Annotated in this window: 15 protein-coding genes and 2 tRNA genes; 11 read left to right on the top strand and 6 right to left on the bottom strand. The window is 65.6% G+C overall.

Annotation, left to right across the window (positions count from 1 at the left end):
- Positions 1-41 precede the first annotated feature (41 nt).
- Positions 42-518: a DUF6993 domain-containing protein gene (locus tag AC07YR_RS02640; RefSeq protein WP_494732931.1), complete on the top strand. Its 477-nt coding sequence runs from the start codon at positions 42-44 to the stop codon at positions 516-518.
- An 83-nt stretch (positions 519-601) separates the two neighbouring features.
- Positions 602-2,284 (top strand): energy-dependent translational throttle protein EttA, encoded by a 1,683-nt coding sequence (gene ettA / locus AC07YR_RS02635; RefSeq protein WP_055803603.1) that lies wholly within the window; start codon positions 602-604, stop codon positions 2,282-2,284.
- A 118-nt stretch (positions 2,285-2,402) separates the two neighbouring features.
- Here the strand turns inward: ettA and AC07YR_RS02630 are convergent, their stop codons facing one another.
- Positions 2,403-3,383 (bottom strand): acyl-CoA thioesterase, encoded by a 981-nt coding sequence (locus tag AC07YR_RS02630; RefSeq protein ID WP_436057870.1) that lies wholly within the window; start codon positions 3,381-3,383, stop codon positions 2,403-2,405.
- A 63-nt stretch (positions 3,384-3,446) separates the two neighbouring features.
- Here AC07YR_RS02630 and AC07YR_RS02625 point away from each other — a divergent pair, with 63 nt between their 5' ends.
- Positions 3,447-4,106: a DUF8185 domain-containing protein gene (locus AC07YR_RS02625; protein WP_494732930.1), complete on the top strand. Its 660-nt coding sequence runs from the start codon at positions 3,447-3,449 to the stop codon at positions 4,104-4,106.
- 40 nt (positions 4,107-4,146) lie between these two features.
- Positions 4,147-4,854 carry a Pr6Pr family membrane protein gene (locus AC07YR_RS02620; RefSeq protein ID WP_494732929.1) on the top strand — a complete coding sequence of 236 codons (708 nt, stop codon included), beginning with the start codon at positions 4,147-4,149 and terminating at the stop codon, positions 4,852-4,854.
- Between the two features lie 24 nt (positions 4,855-4,878).
- On the opposite strand, the gene AC07YR_RS02615 is transcribed toward AC07YR_RS02620, so the two are convergent.
- Positions 4,879-5,337, bottom strand: a complete 459-nt coding sequence (locus AC07YR_RS02615; RefSeq protein WP_436057867.1) for a globin — start codon at positions 5,335-5,337, stop codon at positions 4,879-4,881.
- Between the two features lie 4 nt (positions 5,338-5,341).
- A complete protein-coding gene (locus AC07YR_RS02610; RefSeq protein ID WP_055803588.1) occupies positions 5,342-6,007 on the bottom strand; it encodes a mechanosensitive ion channel family protein in 666 nt (221 codons plus the stop codon).
- Positions 6,008-6,115: 108 nt separating this feature from the next.
- Between AC07YR_RS02610 and AC07YR_RS02605 the strand changes: the two genes are divergently transcribed.
- Positions 6,116-7,117: an NAD-dependent epimerase/dehydratase family protein gene (locus AC07YR_RS02605; protein WP_494732928.1), complete on the top strand. Its 1,002-nt coding sequence runs from the start codon at positions 6,116-6,118 to the stop codon at positions 7,115-7,117.
- Positions 7,118-7,119: 2 nt separating this feature from the next.
- On the opposite strand, the gene AC07YR_RS02600 is transcribed toward AC07YR_RS02605, so the two are convergent.
- Together AC07YR_RS02600 and pepN are read right to left on the bottom strand one after the other, a co-directional pair.
- A complete protein-coding gene (locus AC07YR_RS02600) occupies positions 7,120-7,599 on the bottom strand; it encodes an OsmC family protein (RefSeq protein ID WP_436057865.1) in 480 nt (159 codons plus the stop codon).
- 107 nt (positions 7,600-7,706) lie between these two features.
- Positions 7,707-10,259, bottom strand: coding sequence for an aminopeptidase N (gene pepN, locus AC07YR_RS02595; RefSeq protein ID WP_494733026.1), 2,553 nt, complete (start codon positions 10,257-10,259; stop codon positions 7,707-7,709).
- A gap of 145 nt (positions 10,260-10,404) precedes the next feature.
- On the opposite strand from pepN, the gene AC07YR_RS02590 reads away from it, so the two are divergent.
- From AC07YR_RS02590 to AC07YR_RS02580, 3 genes are all read left to right on the top strand, one after another.
- Complete coding sequence (locus tag AC07YR_RS02590) at positions 10,405-11,406, top strand: hypothetical protein (RefSeq protein ID WP_494732927.1); 1,002 nt, start codon at positions 10,405-10,407, stop codon at positions 11,404-11,406.
- Positions 11,407-11,564: 158 nt separating this feature from the next.
- A complete protein-coding gene (locus tag AC07YR_RS02585; protein ID WP_055803575.1) occupies positions 11,565-12,059 on the top strand; it encodes a ribose-5-phosphate isomerase in 495 nt (164 codons plus the stop codon).
- Positions 12,059-12,970: an Fpg/Nei family DNA glycosylase gene (locus tag AC07YR_RS02580; protein ID WP_494732926.1), complete on the top strand. Its 912-nt coding sequence runs from the start codon at positions 12,059-12,061 to the stop codon at positions 12,968-12,970. The genes AC07YR_RS02585 and AC07YR_RS02580 overlap by 1 nt, the downstream gene beginning before the upstream one ends.
- A 61-nt stretch (positions 12,971-13,031) precedes the next feature.
- Here AC07YR_RS02580 and AC07YR_RS02575 read toward each other — a convergent pair.
- A tRNA-Gly gene (locus AC07YR_RS02575) sits at positions 13,032-13,105 on the bottom strand.
- Positions 13,106-13,286: 181 nt separating this feature from the next.
- Here AC07YR_RS02575 and AC07YR_RS02570 point away from each other — a divergent pair.
- The 3 genes from AC07YR_RS02570 to AC07YR_RS02560 all read left to right on the top strand — a co-directional run bounded on the left by AC07YR_RS02570 (position 13,287) and on the right by AC07YR_RS02560 (position 15,719).
- Positions 13,287-13,361: transfer RNA gene (locus AC07YR_RS02570), tRNA-Pro, on the top strand.
- 66 nt (positions 13,362-13,427) lie between these two features.
- Complete coding sequence (gene tig / locus AC07YR_RS02565; RefSeq protein ID WP_055803571.1) at positions 13,428-14,840, top strand: trigger factor; 1,413 nt, start codon at positions 13,428-13,430, stop codon at positions 14,838-14,840.
- A gap of 267 nt (positions 14,841-15,107) precedes the next feature.
- Positions 15,108-15,719: an ATP-dependent Clp protease proteolytic subunit gene (locus tag AC07YR_RS02560; RefSeq protein WP_055803568.1), complete on the top strand. Its 612-nt coding sequence runs from the start codon at positions 15,108-15,110 to the stop codon at positions 15,717-15,719.
- Positions 15,720-15,722: the final 3 nt, after the last annotated feature.

The raw sequence follows: 15,722 nt of genomic DNA, 5'->3' as shown, positions 1-15,722 counted from the left end.
CGCGACAGTTCGGAACCCGACGGCGCCCAACGGGCGCGCCAGTGCTGCTCCTCGCAGCTTCCATGCTTGCGGTGGCCCTCGCCGGCTGCACCAGCACGGACTCCGGATCCCCGGCCTCGCAGTCGGCTTCCCCGGCCGCTGTGCCGGCATCGGAGGCGGCACGGCCTGCAACGCCAGCCGGGACCGCGACCACTGCCACAGGCGCTGCCGCGGAGCCGGAACCCGACGCGGCGACTGCCAGGTTGAAGGACACTGTGACCAACGCCCTGCAGGGAGTCGCCGCGGCCAACCCCAAACCGGGGCAGGAACAGTTGACTGCGGCCTTGACCGGTGCGGGAATACCCGCCGGTTCGTTGCAGGTATCCGCCAGCCGCACGCCTACAGGCCTGGAGGTCGACGCCATTGAGGCCGCCGCCCTGCAGGGTGCGGATTGTGTGATCGGCCAGATCCGCGACGGAAGTGTCGTCGTCACAGTCCTGCCCGTGCTGGCTACCGGAAAGTGCTTCGTCGGCGGCTGAGCCTCAACCGGACCGCTACCAACCGCCCACCGATGACAACCGCGAATGTGAGTTAACCCCGCCGACCCACTAGATTTGGAACCATGGCGGAATTTATCTACACAATGACCAAGGCCCGCAAGGCTGTTGGCGAAAAACTCATTCTCGACGATGTGAGCATGTCCTTCTTCCCGGGTGCAAAGATCGGTGTTGTTGGCCCCAACGGTGCCGGTAAGTCCACCATCCTCAAGATCATGGCTGGCCTGGACACTCCCTCCAACGGTGAGGCGCGGCTGAGCCCCGGCTACACGGTGGGCATCCTGCTCCAGGAGCCGCCGCTGAACGAGGAGAAGACCGTCCTGGGCAACGTCCAGGAAGGCGTCGGCGAGATCTACGGCAAGATCCAGCGTTTCAACGAGATCTCCGAGGAAATGGCAAACCCCGACGCCGACTACGACACCCTGCTGGAGGAAATGGGCCAGCTCCAGGAAGCCATCGACGCCGCCGACGCATGGGACCTCGATTCCCAGCTCGAGCAGGCCATGGATGCCCTCCGCTGTCCGCCGGCCGATGCCGACGTCACCCTCCTCTCCGGTGGTGAGCGCCGCCGCGTCGCGCTGTGCAAGCTCCTGCTGCAGAAGCCTGACCTCCTGCTGCTGGACGAGCCCACCAACCACCTCGACGCCGAAAGCGTCCTCTGGCTGGAGCAGCACCTCTCCAGCTACGCCGGCGCCGTCCTCGCCGTCACCCACGACCGGTACTTCCTCGACCACGTCGCGGAATGGATCGCAGAGGTCGACCGCGGGCACCTTTACCCGTACGAAGGCAACTACTCCACCTACCTGGAGAAGAAGCGCGCCCGCCTGGAAGTCCAAGGCAAGAAGGACGCCAAGCAGGCCAAGCGCCTCACCGAAGAACTCGAATGGGTCCGCTCCAACGCGAAGGGCCGCCAGACCAAGTCCAAGGCGCGCCTGGCCCGCTACGAGGAGATGGCCGCAGAGGCGGACCGTACCCGCAAGCTCGACTTCGAAGAGATCCAGATCCCGCCGGGACCCCGCCTCGGCGGCCTGGTGCTCGAGGCGAAGAACCTGCAGAAGGGCTTCGAGGACCGGACCCTCATCGACGGACTGTCCTTTACGCTGCCCCGTAACGGCATCGTCGGCGTCATCGGCCCCAACGGTGTCGGCAAGACCACCCTGTTCAAGACCATCGTGGGCCTGGAGCCGCTGGACGGCGGCGACCTGAAAATCGGCGACTCGGTCAAGATCTCCTACGCTGACCAGAGCCGCGGCGGCATTGACCCCAACAAGACACTCTGGGAAGTTGTGTCCGACGGCCTCGACTACATCCAGGTGGGCCACGTTGAAATGCCGTCCCGCGCCTATGTAGCGGCGTTCGGATTCAAGGGCCCGGACCAGCAGAAGAAGGCGGGTGTCCTCTCCGGTGGTGAGCGCAACCGCCTGAACCTGGCGCTGACCCTCAAGCAGGGCGGCAACTTGCTGCTCCTTGACGAACCGACCAACGACCTCGACGTCGAAACGCTCAGCAGCCTCGAGAACGCACTGCTGGAGTTCCCCGGCTGCGCCGTGGTGGTGTCGCACGACCGCTGGTTCCTGGACCGGGTGGCCACCCACATCCTCGCCTACGAAGGTGACGAGGAAAACCCGTCGAAATGGTACTGGTTCGAAGGAAACTTCGAGTCGTACGAAGAGAACAAGGTGGAGCGCCTGGGCCCCGACGCGGCCAAGCCGCACCGCGTCACGCACCGCCGCCTGACCCGCGACTAGGCCCCACAGCCACCGCGGTAATGCAAAAAAGGCCGGCTCCCCGAAGGGAGCCGGCCTTTTGCATCCGCGCCAACAGCCGGGAGTGGGCCGCCGTCGGCCGCGCTCCGAAACTGCCGGGTCAGTCCTTCCCGGACTTGCGCAGCTGGTGCTGGAGGACCTTTGCCTGGACAGCGCCCGCAACTTTGCTTTTGAGGTCGGTCGGAACCCGGACCATGCCCTCCTGTGCCACCGTGGCCACGTGCAGCCCGTCGCGGCTGAAGATCTTGCCGGTGGCCAGCCCGCGGGCGCCTTGGGCGCTCGGAGATTCCTGAACGTACAGCAGCCATTCATCGACGCGAACGGGCCGGTGCCACCACATGGCATGGTCGAGGCTTGCGACGCTCATGCCCGGCGTGATCCAGCTGAGACCGTGTTTGCGCAGGATGGATTCCAGCAGCGTGTAGTCACTGGCGTAGGCAAGGGCAGCGCGGTGCGTGTTGGCGTCGTCCGGCATCGGCCCGAAGGTCTTCATCCACACGGCATTGCGGGCGTCCCTCTCACCGTTGGCCGAAACATACAGCGGCGGGTTCACGTGCCGGATATCGAAGGGACGCTCGTAAGCCCAGTGCCGTGCCACCGGGTGGTCGAACTTGCCCAGGAGATCCGCCGTGCTGGGCAGCGATTCGGGGTCGGGGATGCCCGCAGGCATGGCGGACTGGTGGTCGATTCCCTCGTCTTCCTCCTGGAAGGAGGCGATCATGGACAGGATGGGCATGCCATCCTGGTACGCGTGCACCCGGCGGGCCGAGAATGAACGGCCATCCCTCAGCCGCTGGACGCCGAACGTAATGGGCTTGTTGGCATCACCCGGTCGCAGGAAATATCCGTGCATGGAATGCACGCTGCGCGCGGGGTCAACGGTACGGTTTGCGGCGATGAGCGATTGTGCCAGGACCTGGCCGCCGAAGACACGCTGCCGCGGCTGCCGCTGGGATGGCCCCATGAAGATGTCCTCATCGGTCCGGGCACCCTCAAGCTCGCCGAGGTCAAGGAGTTCAATAAGCGAGGAGGTAGGGTCCACGGGCGGTGTCCCCTGCAGTCCGGCATCGGCTTCAGTCATGGTTCGACTTTAGACGTGACTCCGGCGCGGTCCCAAAGAGGCACAGCCGGTAGAGTCGATATTGTGTCTGACGTCCTAACCCAGCCCCTGCAGTTCACCGATCCCCGCGACCTCGCCGATCTGCGCACCTTTGCCACCCGCGCCAAGTCGATCGACGACGGCGCCATCCGCCTCCAGGCCTCCGGCCCGGTACTGGCCGCTTACGTGTGCGTGCTGCGCCCCAGGCTGTTGGGGGAGGCGACGCCGACGATCCTCGGGCTGCGGACCATGGCCCTGGCGCAGCCAGCGGACACTGACGTCACCGTTCCGATTTCGGCGGTTCTTGACCGGCTCGCCCGGGCGGGGGAGAACGACGTCGAACTGCCGTTGCCGCCAGTGACCGTCACCGAATCGTGGGCCGGCGTCGGTGCGCCCCGCACGGGCTGGGAGCCCGTCGCCACACTGCCGGACGCTGAACTGCGCCGGGCCGCAGAGACCGGTATCACCGAGATCGCCGCCATCATCCCGGACAAACCCGGCGCGCTGATCGTCAACAACGCCCGGGCTACAGTCTGGGGGAGGGAGCTCCCCGGCGCTGCCGGGCTGCCGCTGGGCGCGGCCTTCGCCGCCCTCACCCTCGGCTTCCTCGCCGACGGCGAACAGCAGCTCTACCGGGCGGGGCGCTGGTTCCGGCTCAGCGGATCCCGCGGACACGTCCTGGCGCGCACAGGGTCGGGACTTTAGCTCCTCCCCGCCAGCCCTGGCGGCCTGACATACTGACCGCATGAGCGACGTGGCCGTACTGGTTCCCCCGATCGAGCGGCACCTCGCCTTCAACGATGCGCTGCATCCCGACCGTATCTGGATCCGCCTGCTCCGCTTTGCGGTGGGCCTCATTGTTCTGGTCGCCCTGGCCCAGAAGACGTACGACGCCACCCTTCCGGGCAGCGATGTGGACGTCGGCCAGCTCTACTCGGAGTTCACGGTTCAGTCGAACCTCGTCCTGGGGCTGGTCCTTGTCGTTTCCGCCGCCCGGACGCGGTCGAGGCTGCCGGACTGGTGGGACCATGTGCTGGGCGCACTCACGTTCTATCTGGTGATGACGGGAATCATCTACGCGGTCCTCGTCGCCCCGCCGGACGAGCCGTGGTGGAGCTGGGACATGTACTGGCCCCAGCTGGCACATCACCGCCTGGCTCCGCTGTTCATCGCGCTCGACTGGCTCCTGGTCACGAAGACTGTCCACGGAAAATGGTCGCGGCCGCTAACCTGGCTCATCTACCCGTCCGCCTTCCTCGTCTACTCCTGGATGCGCGGGGCCATCGATGGCTGGTACGTGTACGACTTCCTCGATCCGACGCTCGAGGGCGGCTGGCCGGCCGCGCTGATTACGACGGCGCAGGTGCTCGTTGCGTTCCTCGTGATTGCCTTGCTGGTGCATGTTGGCGGCAACGCACGCACCGCACTCGCGACGCGGCGGAAGCCGCGTTGACCGAGCGTAGATGCGGGACCGACCTCAGGCGTCCGAGGGGCTGTTCACCATGGACAGCGCGGCGCGCTCCATGTAGTCCCACAGGGTGCCTTCATAGAGCGGCGGCAGTTCCAGCGCGTCCACTGCTGTTCGCATGTGGTGCAGCCACCGCTCCTTCGCCTCGGGCGTGACGCGGAACGGCATGTGGCGCATGCGCAGCCGCGGGTGTCCGCGCTCCTCGCCATAGGTGGTGGGGCCGCCCCAATACTGCTCGAGGAACATCAGAAAACGCCTTTTCGCCGGACCCAGGTCCTCTTCCGGATACATCGGCCGGAGCAGCGGGTCGGTGGCCACGCCGTCGTAGAAGACGTCGATGAGCTTCACGAAGGTCTCGTGGCCGCCTACTGCGTCGTAGAAGTTGTCGGTGTAACCAGGCTGCGTGAAGGGATCGTTCTGCATCAGCTGCTGTGGCTGGCGGGGTTCGCCGGCGCTGGGAATCGTCATGGTTCTATTCTCCGGCCTTCTGCTGGGGTGCGGTCTCAGGGGCGGGCACATCCGCGGAATCGTCCGCCGGGGCCACGTAGTTTCCTTGGGAGCGGTTGCCCACGCGCAGGATTTCGCCGTTGCGCAGGTACCAGATGGCACCGTCGTCGGAACGGACGCGGGTGATGCGCAGGCCCATGGATTCGACCGTGCCCACCACTTCGCTGGTCTCAATGACGTCGCCGATGCCGTACTGGTCCTCGATGGTGATGAAGATGCCGGCCAGGAAGTCGCGGATCAGCTGCTGGGCGCCGAAGCCTATGGCGACACCCAGGATGCCTACGCTCGTCAGCAGCGGCGCGATGTCCACGTCCAGGTTCTTGAGGACGTACATGATGGTGATCACGGCGATGAGGACACCCGCCACACTGTTCAACAGGGACCCGATCGTCCTGGCGCGCTGGACCCGGCGTTCGTGGTCCAGGGCGCGCAGGGCCGGGGCCACCCATCGGAAGTGCGGCTTCTTGAAGAATGTGGTGCCGGCGGCCACGCTCTTGGTGATTCCGGCAATCACGAAGGAGGCGACGAGCCAGATCGTGACACCCACTCCGATGCTGATCACAATTCCTGCGGCATTGATTCCGGAAATGTCCGGTGTGGCGGGCGGGGTGATCGACAACATGCTGTACATCGGCAGGGATGCTCCTTATTACTTATCGGCTTCAGCCGGAGCTGCCGGGCGTTCGCCGGGCGCATAACACTCTGTTCACCTTCAACACTAGCGTCGTAGCGTGGCCACATGCGCATCCTGATTCTTGGCGGCACCGCTTTCCTGTCAGCCGAAATTGCCCGGCAGGCGGCCGCCGCGGGCCACGATGTGACCTGCCTTGCCCGCGGTTCGACGGCCGGCCCGCCGGAGGGGACGGCCTGGCTGCGGGCTGACCGCACCACCGGGCGCCAGTCCTACGATGAGGCCTTGGGGGACTGGGACGCCGTCATCGACGTAACCCGTGATCCGGAGCAAGCCAGGGACGCACTCGAGGCGCTGGCGCCGATGGCAGCGCACTGGACAGTAGTGTCCAGCTGCTCCGTGTACGCAGACCATTCGGTGCCGGGCGCAGACGAAAGTGCCGCATTACTACCGCCGCTCACGCCGGGCACAGCCGCTGTCCCGGAGAACTACGGCGAGGCGAAGTCGGCGATTGAGCACGACGCGGCCACCATCGCCGAGGGCAAGGTCCACCTCTGCCGGGCGGGGCTGATCGGCGGCCCCGGCGACAGTTCGGACCGTTACGGCTACTGGCCCGCACGGTTTGCCCGGGATGCCGCCCCCGCCATCATTCCGGACATCGGCTCCAGCGCGACGCAGGTCATCGACGTCCGCGACCTTGCCGCGTGGATCCTGAAGGCCGCCGGACTGCAGATCACGGGTGCCCTGAATGCGGTGGGCAACGCCGTGCGGTTCGGCGACTACCTGGATGAATCCCGGCGCCAGGGCATGTACTCCGGCCGGACGTACAGCGTCCCGGAAGCCTGGCTGGTTGCCCGGGGGATCGGGTACTGGGCAGGTCCGGATTCACTGCCGCTCTGGCTCCCGGCGGGCCACGACGGTTTTGCCACACGCTCCAACGCTGCGGCTGTTGCGGCCGGCCTCAGCCTGCGGCCGTGGCAGGAGACACTGCGGGACACGCTCGAGGACGAACGCCGCCGCGGCCTGGACAGGGAACGGAAAGCCGGGCTCAGCGCCGAAACCGAGCGGCGGCTCGTGGAAGAATTCCTGCCCGGACCAATTCCTACCTGAGGCTAGGGTTCCTGAACGTGCACTGAGGCTTCGTGAAGCACGGGAAAGTTCACGCTCCGGGCAATGAAGCAGACCTTGTTTGCCTCGTGATGCAGCTGTACCAGGAGCGCGGCGTCCACGGCGGCGGCAACGGTCACTTCGGGCCTGAGTGTGGCGGATTCGAACTGGCCGCTGCCGTCACGGTTGGTCCGCATCAAGCCCACGGCACGGTCTTCGTACGCCGTTACCACCACGCCGTGCTTCACCGCCACGTGCAGGAACGAGAGCATGTGGCACTGGGACAGGGCGGTCAACAGCAGCTGTTCGGGGTTGTACCGCGTCTTGTCCCCGTGGAAGGTGGCGTCGGCTGACCCCTTGAGGACGGGAAGCCCGGGGATTTCGATGTCGTGGTCGCGGGAATACCCCCGGTACGTCGACGTTCCGTCTCCCCGGTTCCCGGTCCATCGCACAGTCACGGCGTAGCGGTGCTCATCAAGCGTCATGCCGCAATTCTAGTAACGCAGCACCTCTAATAAGGCCGAACGCCGGAACCCCGGGGCAGCGGCATGGCAGCTCCGGGGTTCCGGTTCGTGGGGACAGATGCCGGTGGCTATCCGACGTCGGCCTCGCGGGCCCGCAGCGCCCGCGCCACGCCGTCGCGGTTTTCCAGCATCATGCGCCGCAGGGCGGTGCCCTCCTCCGGCAGCGCAGCCAGGAACTCGTCCGTCCGGTCCACAGTTGCCTGGGTGGTCTGCTGGGCCGGGTAAAGTCCGACGACGATCTGCTGGGCGAGCGCGTGGGTGCGGTTGGCAACGATGCCGGGAACGGCGTCGAAATACTTCTCCGTGTACGGCGCCAGCAGCGCCGGGTCCAGCACCCGGGTGAATCCTGCCACCGCGGAGGCCTGCAGGGCGTTGGACAGCTCGCCCTTCACCACGATGGAATCCCAGGCCGCAGCCTTGGCCTCGGCCGTGGGGATGGCGGCCTTGGCCAACGCTGCCGCGTTCTGGCCGTTCGCGGTGTTGTCCCGCTCGAGTTCAGCGTCAATCCGGTCCTGGCCTGCCCGGCCGCCGGCCACCAGCGAAGCAAGCAGCTCCCACCGCAGATCCTGGTCGACGGTGAGGCCTGCCAGGGAGGCCGAGCCGTCCAGCAGTGCCGAAACGGTATCCAGCTGGCCGTCGCTGCGCGCCAGCAGCGCGAAGGACTTCACGAACTGCAGTTGCGCATCCGAGCCCGCCGGCACGGAACCGGCCAGGTCCCAGAGAGTGTCCGCTGCCGCCACGGACGTCTTCTCCCGGTGCTCCTCGGCTACGTAATAGCTGAGCGTTGTGGCCAGCTGGCGGAGCTGGACCAGGATCACCGAGGAATCGGATTCGGACGCGATGTTGGCGAGGATCAGTTCGACGTAGCCGCGGGCCGGCGTTTCGCCGTCGCGGGCAGCGTCCCAGGCCGAACCCCAGACCAGCGTCCGCGGCAGGCTCTCGCGGAAGTCCTTCAGGTGGGCCGTTGCGGTAGCCAGCGACTTCGGATCGAGCCGGACCTTGGCATAGGCGAGGTCGTCGTCGTTGAGCAGGATCAGGTCCGGCTGCCGCAGGCCGGCGAGGGCGGGCACCTCGGTACGTTCGCCGTCGACGTCCAGTTCCTCGCGGTGCACCCGGACAAGCTGCCCGTCGGTGACGTCGTAAAAGCCGACAGCGAGGCGGTGGGGGCGAAGGGTGGGCTGCTCGGCCACCGCGGACTGCACGATGCTGAATGAGGTGATGGCTCCCGAAGAATCCACCGCCACATCAGGAGTCAACGTGTTGACACCGGCGGTTTCAAGCCACAGGCGCCCCCACTCGTCCAGGTCGCGGCCACTGGCCTTTTCCAGCTCCACCATTAGGTCGCTGAGCTCGGTGTTCTGCCACGCATGCTTGCTGAAGTATTCGCGGACTCCGGACATGAACTGCTCCGGACCCACCCAGGCCACCAGCTGGCGCAGCACCGAGGCGCCCTTGGCGTACGTGATGCCGTCGAAGTTCACTTCAACGTCCTGCAGGTCGTTGATCTCGGCGAATATGGGGTGCGTTGTGGGCAGCTGGTCCTGGCGGTATGCCCACGACTTCTCCACCGAGGCAAACGTGGTCCAGGCATGGTCAAACTCGGTGTTCTCCACCGCAGCCAGGTGCGACATGTACTCGGCGAACGATTCGTTGAGCCACAGGTCGTTCCACCAGCGCATGGTGACCAGGTCGCCGAACCACATGTGCGCGAGCTCGTGAAGAACGGTGATGGCGCGGCGTTCCACCTGCGCGCCCGTGACCTTGCCGCGGAACACATAGCCTTCCAGGATGGTCACGGCGCCAGCGTTTTCCATTGCGCCGGCATTGAACTCGGGCACGAAGAGCTGGTCGTACTTCGCGAACGGATAAGGGCAGCCGAACTGCGCCTCGAAGAACTCGAATCCCTGGCGGGTGAGTTCGAAGATGTTGTCGGCGTCGAGGTATTGCATGAGCGATTTGCGCGCAAACACGCCCAGGGGAACGACGCGCCCGTCGGCGCACTTCACCTCGCTGCGCACCGACTGGTACGGACCGGCGATCAGTGCCGTGACGTAGGAGGACAGCCGGGGCGTGGCAGCGAACTCCCAGACCGAGCGGGCGCCGCCGTCTTCACCGGGAATGGTTTCGATGGGGACAGGCGTGGGGGAGTTGGACACCAGGTCCCAGGGCGACGGCGCGGTGACGGTGAACGTAAAGCTCGCCTTGAGGTCGGGCTGCTCGAACACCGCGAACATCCGGCGCGAGTCCGGAACCTCGAACTGCGTATACAGGTAGACCTCGTTGTCGACCGGGTCCACGAAGCGGTGGAGCCCTTCGCCGGTGTTCATGTAGGGCGCCTCGGCAACCACCAGCAGATCGTTCTCCGCGGCGAGGTACGGCAGTTGGATGCGGACACCGTCGGACACCTCCGCCGGGTCGAGTTCAAGGCCGTTCAGCATGACGCTGTGGACCTTGTGGGTTATCGCGTCGATGAAGGTGGAGGATCCGGGCCGGGCGCTGAACTTCACGGCAGTAGTGGATCCGAAGACTTTGTCACCCTGGGTCAGGTCCAGGCTGACGTCATAGGACTCAACGGAGATGAGTTTGGCGCGCTCACGGGCTTCGGCGCGCGTCAGGTTCATGCCTGGCAAGGTGGGGCCTCCAGAAAGGGTTGCGGTTGCCGGCCGGCAACGGTCATTGCCGGCACTGTGAAGTTATTCTTTCACTTCACCCGGCGATGGCAAGTTAGGTGGATCACGCGGCATCGGCACGGAGTAGCGTTGGGGTATGGGAAAGTTCAGGGACTCGGTGGACGTCAGGGCACTGCGGTTCGCGGTGGGTTTCCCTGCATTGCTGGCTGTCGCATTCGTCGTCTGTGCCTTCCTGCTCCGGACGGATGTGCCGGACCCCATGGCGGTGCTGTGGTCCGAGGCCGGACCGACCGGTTTTGCGCCGTTCTCCGCCTTTGTGGCCTGGGGCGGCCTGATGATCGCGGTGGTGGGCTGGCTCGTCCTGGGACAGGCCGTGCCGTTGAGCCGGCCCGCCGTCATGCGGCGTTTGATGATGGGCGCCGGGCTCAGCCTCAGTCTCTTTGTCACCACGGTGCTGGCGGCAGTGCTCGTGGGTCAGGCGGGAATCGCCGATGTCCGCGAAGCACGTGTTGATATGTCCGTCCTGGCACTCGGGAGCGGGGCGGCACTGCCCCTGGGCGTCATCATGGGCTTCGTTTTCAAGGCCGACGAGCGGTGGTCAGTGGACGACGAGCGCGCCTTGCGGGAGGCGCTGGAGCTTGAATCGGACCCCGAGCTGGCGGCGGATTCAGTGCGGCTGTGGGTCCATGCGCGCAGCTCTGTGTTTGTGATGCTGGGCGTCGCCTCGCTGTTCCCGGCCGCTCTGGTCTCCATCGCAGTCCCGTGGCTGGGCCTCCTCCTGGTGGTCTTGGCGGTGCTGGCCGCCGCCTTCCTCTTCGCCCGGGTCATCGTTGACCGGAGCGGGTTGCGGGTCTTTGCCGCCGGATTCGTCCGCGTGATGGAAATTCCGGCGTCGGCGATTTCCTCGGCAACGCCGGCCGATGTCCGCGCCGCAGACTACGGCGGCTGGGGCTACCGCCACCACGGCGGGACCACCGCCATGCTGGTCAGCAGCGGCCCCGCCGTCGTCGTCAACCGCGCGGACGGAAGGAAAGCGGCCGTCAGTGGCGGGAGCCCCGACTCCGCCGAAAGAGTGGCCGCCGTCCTGTCCCGCGTCGCCGCCCGGGCCCGCGGCGAGAAGCGCCCGCCCCAGCCCTGAGTTCGCCGGCCCTGAGTTCGCCGGCCCTGGTTTCGCCGGCACAGGCGTCCACAGAGTGTTCATGGCAGGCCGCCGGCGCCCGCACCCTAGTACGCTTGGATGCGACCCCCGAAGCAGCCCGGAAGCCTACCGGTGCTTATGACTGAACGGACCTTGCCGTGACCACATCTTCCGATTTTCCGCGCGTCCACATCGCCACCGACCACGCCGGCATGGAACTCAGCGCCCACCTCGTATCCCACCTCACGGCCAAGGGCTACGACGTGGTGGACCACGGGCCCAAGGTCTACGACGCCCTGGATGACTACCCGTCCTTCTGCATCAACGCTGCGCTCGCCGTCGTCGCGGACCAGGCTGCCGGAGTGAACGCCCTGGGCATCGTGCTCGGCGGCTCCGGAAACGGCGAGCAGATCGCCGCCAACAAGGTCAAGGGCGTGCGGGCCGCGCTGGCCTGGAACCTTTCCACCGCCACGCTGGCCCGCGAGCACAACGACGCCAACGTCGTGGCAGTCGGCGGCCGCCAGCACAGCGTGGACGAAGCAACGGAAATCATCGAGGCCTTCCTGCAGGAACCGTTCAGCAACGATGAACGCCACGTCCGCCGCATCGGCAAGATCGCGGCCTACGAGAACACCGGCGAGGTTATCGCCTAGTGCCGGAGGGGCATTCGGTCCACCGGCTGGCACGCCAGTTTGCGGACGTGTTCTCCGGGCAGCGACTCGCTGTTTCCAGTCCCCAGGGGCGGTTCGCCGACGGCGCGGCGCTGCTGGACGCCAGCACGCTCGTGGACGCGGCGGCCCACGGAAAGCATTTGTTCCTGCACTTCGACCGCGGGCTGGTCCTCCACGTGCACCTTGGCCTGTACGGTGCGTGGGACTTCGGCGGTGACGCCTCGTTCCGTGGTGCGTCCAGCATCGGCGCACCCAGGAAGGTGGGGGAGCGGGAGGTCTTCGAGGACGACGCCGGTTCGGTGGAAAGCGGTTCGGAATACGCCGGCCCGCCGGTGCCTGTCGGCGCGGTCCGGGTCAGGCTGGCCGGCGCACACGGCTGGGCTGACCTCAGGGGCGCCACCACATGCCACGCCATCACTGAGGCCGAGGCCGACGCCGTCCTGGCGCGGCTTGGGCCAGACCCGCTCCGCAACCTTCCCGGGGACCGGGAAGCCTTCGTCGTCGGAGTGACGGCACGGAAGACGCCCCTGGCGGCGCTGTTGATGGACCAGAAGGTGATTGCCGGCGTCGGGAACGTCTACCGCGCAGAACTGCTCTTCCGCCAGGGACTGGATCCCTGGCTCCCGGGCCGTTCACTGGACGCCAAAGCAGCCGGCGCGCTGTGGGAGGACACTGTTGCCGTTATGTCCGACGGCGTCCGCGACGGCAGGATCATCACCACCCCTCCCAGCTACTGGACAGAGCCGGCCGCCGGACTGCCGGCGCCGGAGGACTCGCACTTCGTCTACCGGCGGCAGGGCCTCAACTGCCGCAACTGCCGTACCCCGGTGGCACTGACGGATCTGGCTGCCCGCAAACTCTATTGGTGCCCCGTGTGCCAGCAGGGGTCCTGAGGGTACAAAAAAGCCCCTCCGGAGAGGGGCTGTTTGTTGTCTTGGAGAAGACTTGTTGTCCTGGAGGGGACGACGGGAATCGAACCCGCGTAATCAGTTTGGAAGACTGAGGCTTTACCATTAAGCTACGTCCCCGGGAATGCACTGTTGTTGTCCTGCAACTACAGTACTGCCACTACTGTACTGCTGCTTACTGCGCCGCGGCGCTGCACTTCCGGTCGGCTGCTCGAGCCGGATATAACTAAACCTAATTCAGGGCCCCGGTGTCAAATGTGCATATCCGGCCGATATGACCGTAGACTGTTCTGTGCACTTACGGGGTGTAGCTCAGCTTGGCTAGAGCGCCTGCTTTGGGAGCAGGAAGTCGCAGGTTCAAATCCTGTCACCCCGACTCTGCAGCTTGTCAGATCATTGCGTTTGCAGAACCCCATCCCACAAAACCAGGAGTACTTAGACTGTGAAGAGCGCTGTCGAGAACCTCACCCCCACGCGGGTCAAGCTCAATGTTGAGGTCCCTTTTGAGGAATTGAAGCCCAGCATCGAAGAGGCATACAAGACTGTTGCTTCGCAGATCCAGGTCCCTGGGTTCCGCAAGGGCAAGGTCCCCGCGAAGCTGATCGATCAGCGCGTTGGCCGCGGCTATGTGCTGGAAACGGCCATCAACGAAGGCCTCAACGGCTGGTACCAGGACGCAGTCCAGGAAACCGGCATCCGTCCGCTGAGCCGTCCCGAGGTTGAAATCACCGAGGTTCCGGACCCCACCGCGACCGACGGCGAACTCAAGTTCCACGCCGAGGTTGACATCCGTCCCGAGATCGAGCTGCCGGACTACTCCGGCATCAAGGTTGAGGTAGCTGCCGCCGAGTCCACCGAAGCAGACGTTGACAAGGCGCTTGACGAACTCCGCGGCCGCTTCGGCACGCTGAAGTCCGTTGACCGCCCGGCCGCCGACGGCGACTTCCTGACGATCGACATCACCGCCTCGATCGACGGAGCCGAAGTTGACTCCGCCTCAGGCCTGTCCTACCAGGTTGGCGCCGGCACCATGCTCGAAGGCCTGGACGAGGCCGTCACCGGCCTCAGCGCCGACGAGGACGCCATCTTCGAAACCACCCTCGTGGGCGGCGACCACGCCGGCGAAGCCGCCCAGGTCAAGGTAGTGGTCAAGTCCGTCAAGGAGCGCGAGCTTCCCGAGGCTGACGACGACTTCGCCCAGCTGGCCTCCGAGTTCGACACGCTTGCAGAACTGCGTGCGGATCTCGGCAAGCAGGCTGCTGAATCCAAGGTTGTTGAGCAGGGTGTCGAGGCACGCGACAAGGTCCTGGACAAGCTCGTTGAGCTCGTTGAGGTCCCCGTTCCCGCCTCGGTGGTTGAAGAGCAGCTGGAGCAGCACTTCAAGGCCGAGAACTCCCACGGCGAAGGTGACCACGACACCGAGGAGCACCGCGCCGAGGTCAAGGCCAACACCGAGCGTGCCTTCCAGAACGAGATCATCCTGGACGCCATTGCTGACAAGGAAGAGGTCGGAGTCAGCCAGAACGAGCTGATCGACTACATCGTGACCACCGCCAGCCAGTACGGCATGGACCCGAACCAGTTCGCCCAGATCATCGATCAGTCCGGCCAGGTTCCCATGATGGTTTCCGAGGTCCGCCGCCGCAAGGCCCTGGCAGTCGTGCTGGGCCAGGCCGAGGTCACCGACTCCGAAGGCAACAAGGTTGACCTGAGCGACTTCGTCCGCCCCGGTGGCGAAGAAGCTCCTGCCGCCGAAGCTGAAGAAGCTCCGGCCGTCGACAGCGAAGCTGCTGAAGGCGAAGCTGCCGCCAAGGAAGAAGCGTCAATCGACGATCCGGCAGCAGTGAAGTTCTAACATCACGTTGCACGGAAGCCCCCGGATCCCTGATCCGGGGGCTTCCTGTTTAACCCGGAGCGGACCCCCGAACAGCGGCGGTGTCGTGCTGTGCGATGGGCCGTTGCGGCAATCGTGCGCCGTCAGCGAACAGCGCGATCCGCGTGAACAAAACGGCCGCGAAACCGGTTAGTGTCCAAGTAGTGATTTTCAGTGGCGTCGTCCCGTGACGTCACCGTCGCCAGCGAGAGGTAAGTACATATGTCACAGCAAGCAGGGGCACCCCGGATGGCTACTGTCGATCCGGCAGCCCAGGACAACTACATTTACAACCGCCTGCTGAAAGAGCGAATCATCTGGCTCGGCTCCGAGGTCCGCGATGAGAACGCCAACGCGATCTGCTCGCAGTTGCTGCTGCTGTCCGCGGAAAACCCGGATAAGGACATCTACCTTTACATCAACTCGCCGGGCGGCTCCGTGACGGCCGGCATGGCCATCTACGACACCATGCAGTTCATCCCGAACGACGTCGTAACCGTCGCCACCGGCCTGGCCGCGTCGATGGGCCAGTTCCTGCTCTCTTCGGGCACCAAGGGCAAGCGCTACGCCACCCCGAATGCGCGCATCCTGATGCACCAGCCCTCCGGCGGCATCGGCGGCACGGCCTCGGACATCAAGATCCAGGCTGAGCTCATCCTCCACATGAAGAAGGTCATGGCGGAACTCACCGCAGACCAGACGGGCCAGACCGTGGAGACCATCCTGAAGGACAATGACCGCGACAAGTGGTTTACGGCTTCCGAAGCCCTCGAGTACGGCTTCTTCGACAAGATTGCCGCGCACGCGGGATCTGTGGCCGGCGGCGGCGGAACGCAAAACGCCAGCGGCTCGGAAAAGTAACCG

Source organism: Arthrobacter sp. GW460-12-1-14-TSB2 (assembly GCF_059423525.1).
This window is presented reverse-complemented; position numbering and strand designations above follow the sequence as displayed.

Bases quoted from the DNA above. Each gene is read 5' to 3' on its own strand.
- ettA (WP_055803603.1), top strand. From the start codon at position 602: ATGGCGGAATTTATCTACACAATGACCAAGGCCCGCAAGGCTGTTGGC.
- AC07YR_RS02630 (WP_436057870.1), bottom strand. From the start codon at position 3,383: ATGACTGAAGCCGATGCCGGACTGCAGGGGACACCGCCCGTGGACCCT.
- AC07YR_RS02620 (WP_494732929.1), top strand. From the start codon at position 4,147: ATGAGCGACGTGGCCGTACTGGTTCCCCCGATCGAGCGGCACCTCGCC.
- AC07YR_RS02615 (WP_436057867.1), bottom strand. From the start codon at position 5,337: ATGACGATTCCCAGCGCCGGCGAACCCCGCCAGCCACAGCAGCTGATG.
- AC07YR_RS02610 (WP_055803588.1), bottom strand. From the start codon at position 6,007: ATGTACAGCATGTTGTCGATCACCCCGCCCGCCACACCGGACATTTCC.
- AC07YR_RS02605 (WP_494732928.1), top strand. From the start codon at position 6,116: ATGCGCATCCTGATTCTTGGCGGCACCGCTTTCCTGTCAGCCGAAATT.
- AC07YR_RS02600 (WP_436057865.1), bottom strand. From the start codon at position 7,599: ATGACGCTTGATGAGCACCGCTACGCCGTGACTGTGCGATGGACCGGG.
- pepN (WP_494733026.1), bottom strand. From the start codon at position 10,259: ATGAACCTGACGCGCGCCGAAGCCCGTGAGCGCGCCAAACTCATCTCC.
- AC07YR_RS02590 (WP_494732927.1), top strand. From the start codon at position 10,405: ATGGGAAAGTTCAGGGACTCGGTGGACGTCAGGGCACTGCGGTTCGCG.
- AC07YR_RS02560 (WP_055803568.1), top strand. From the start codon at position 15,108: ATGGCTACTGTCGATCCGGCAGCCCAGGACAACTACATTTACAACCGC.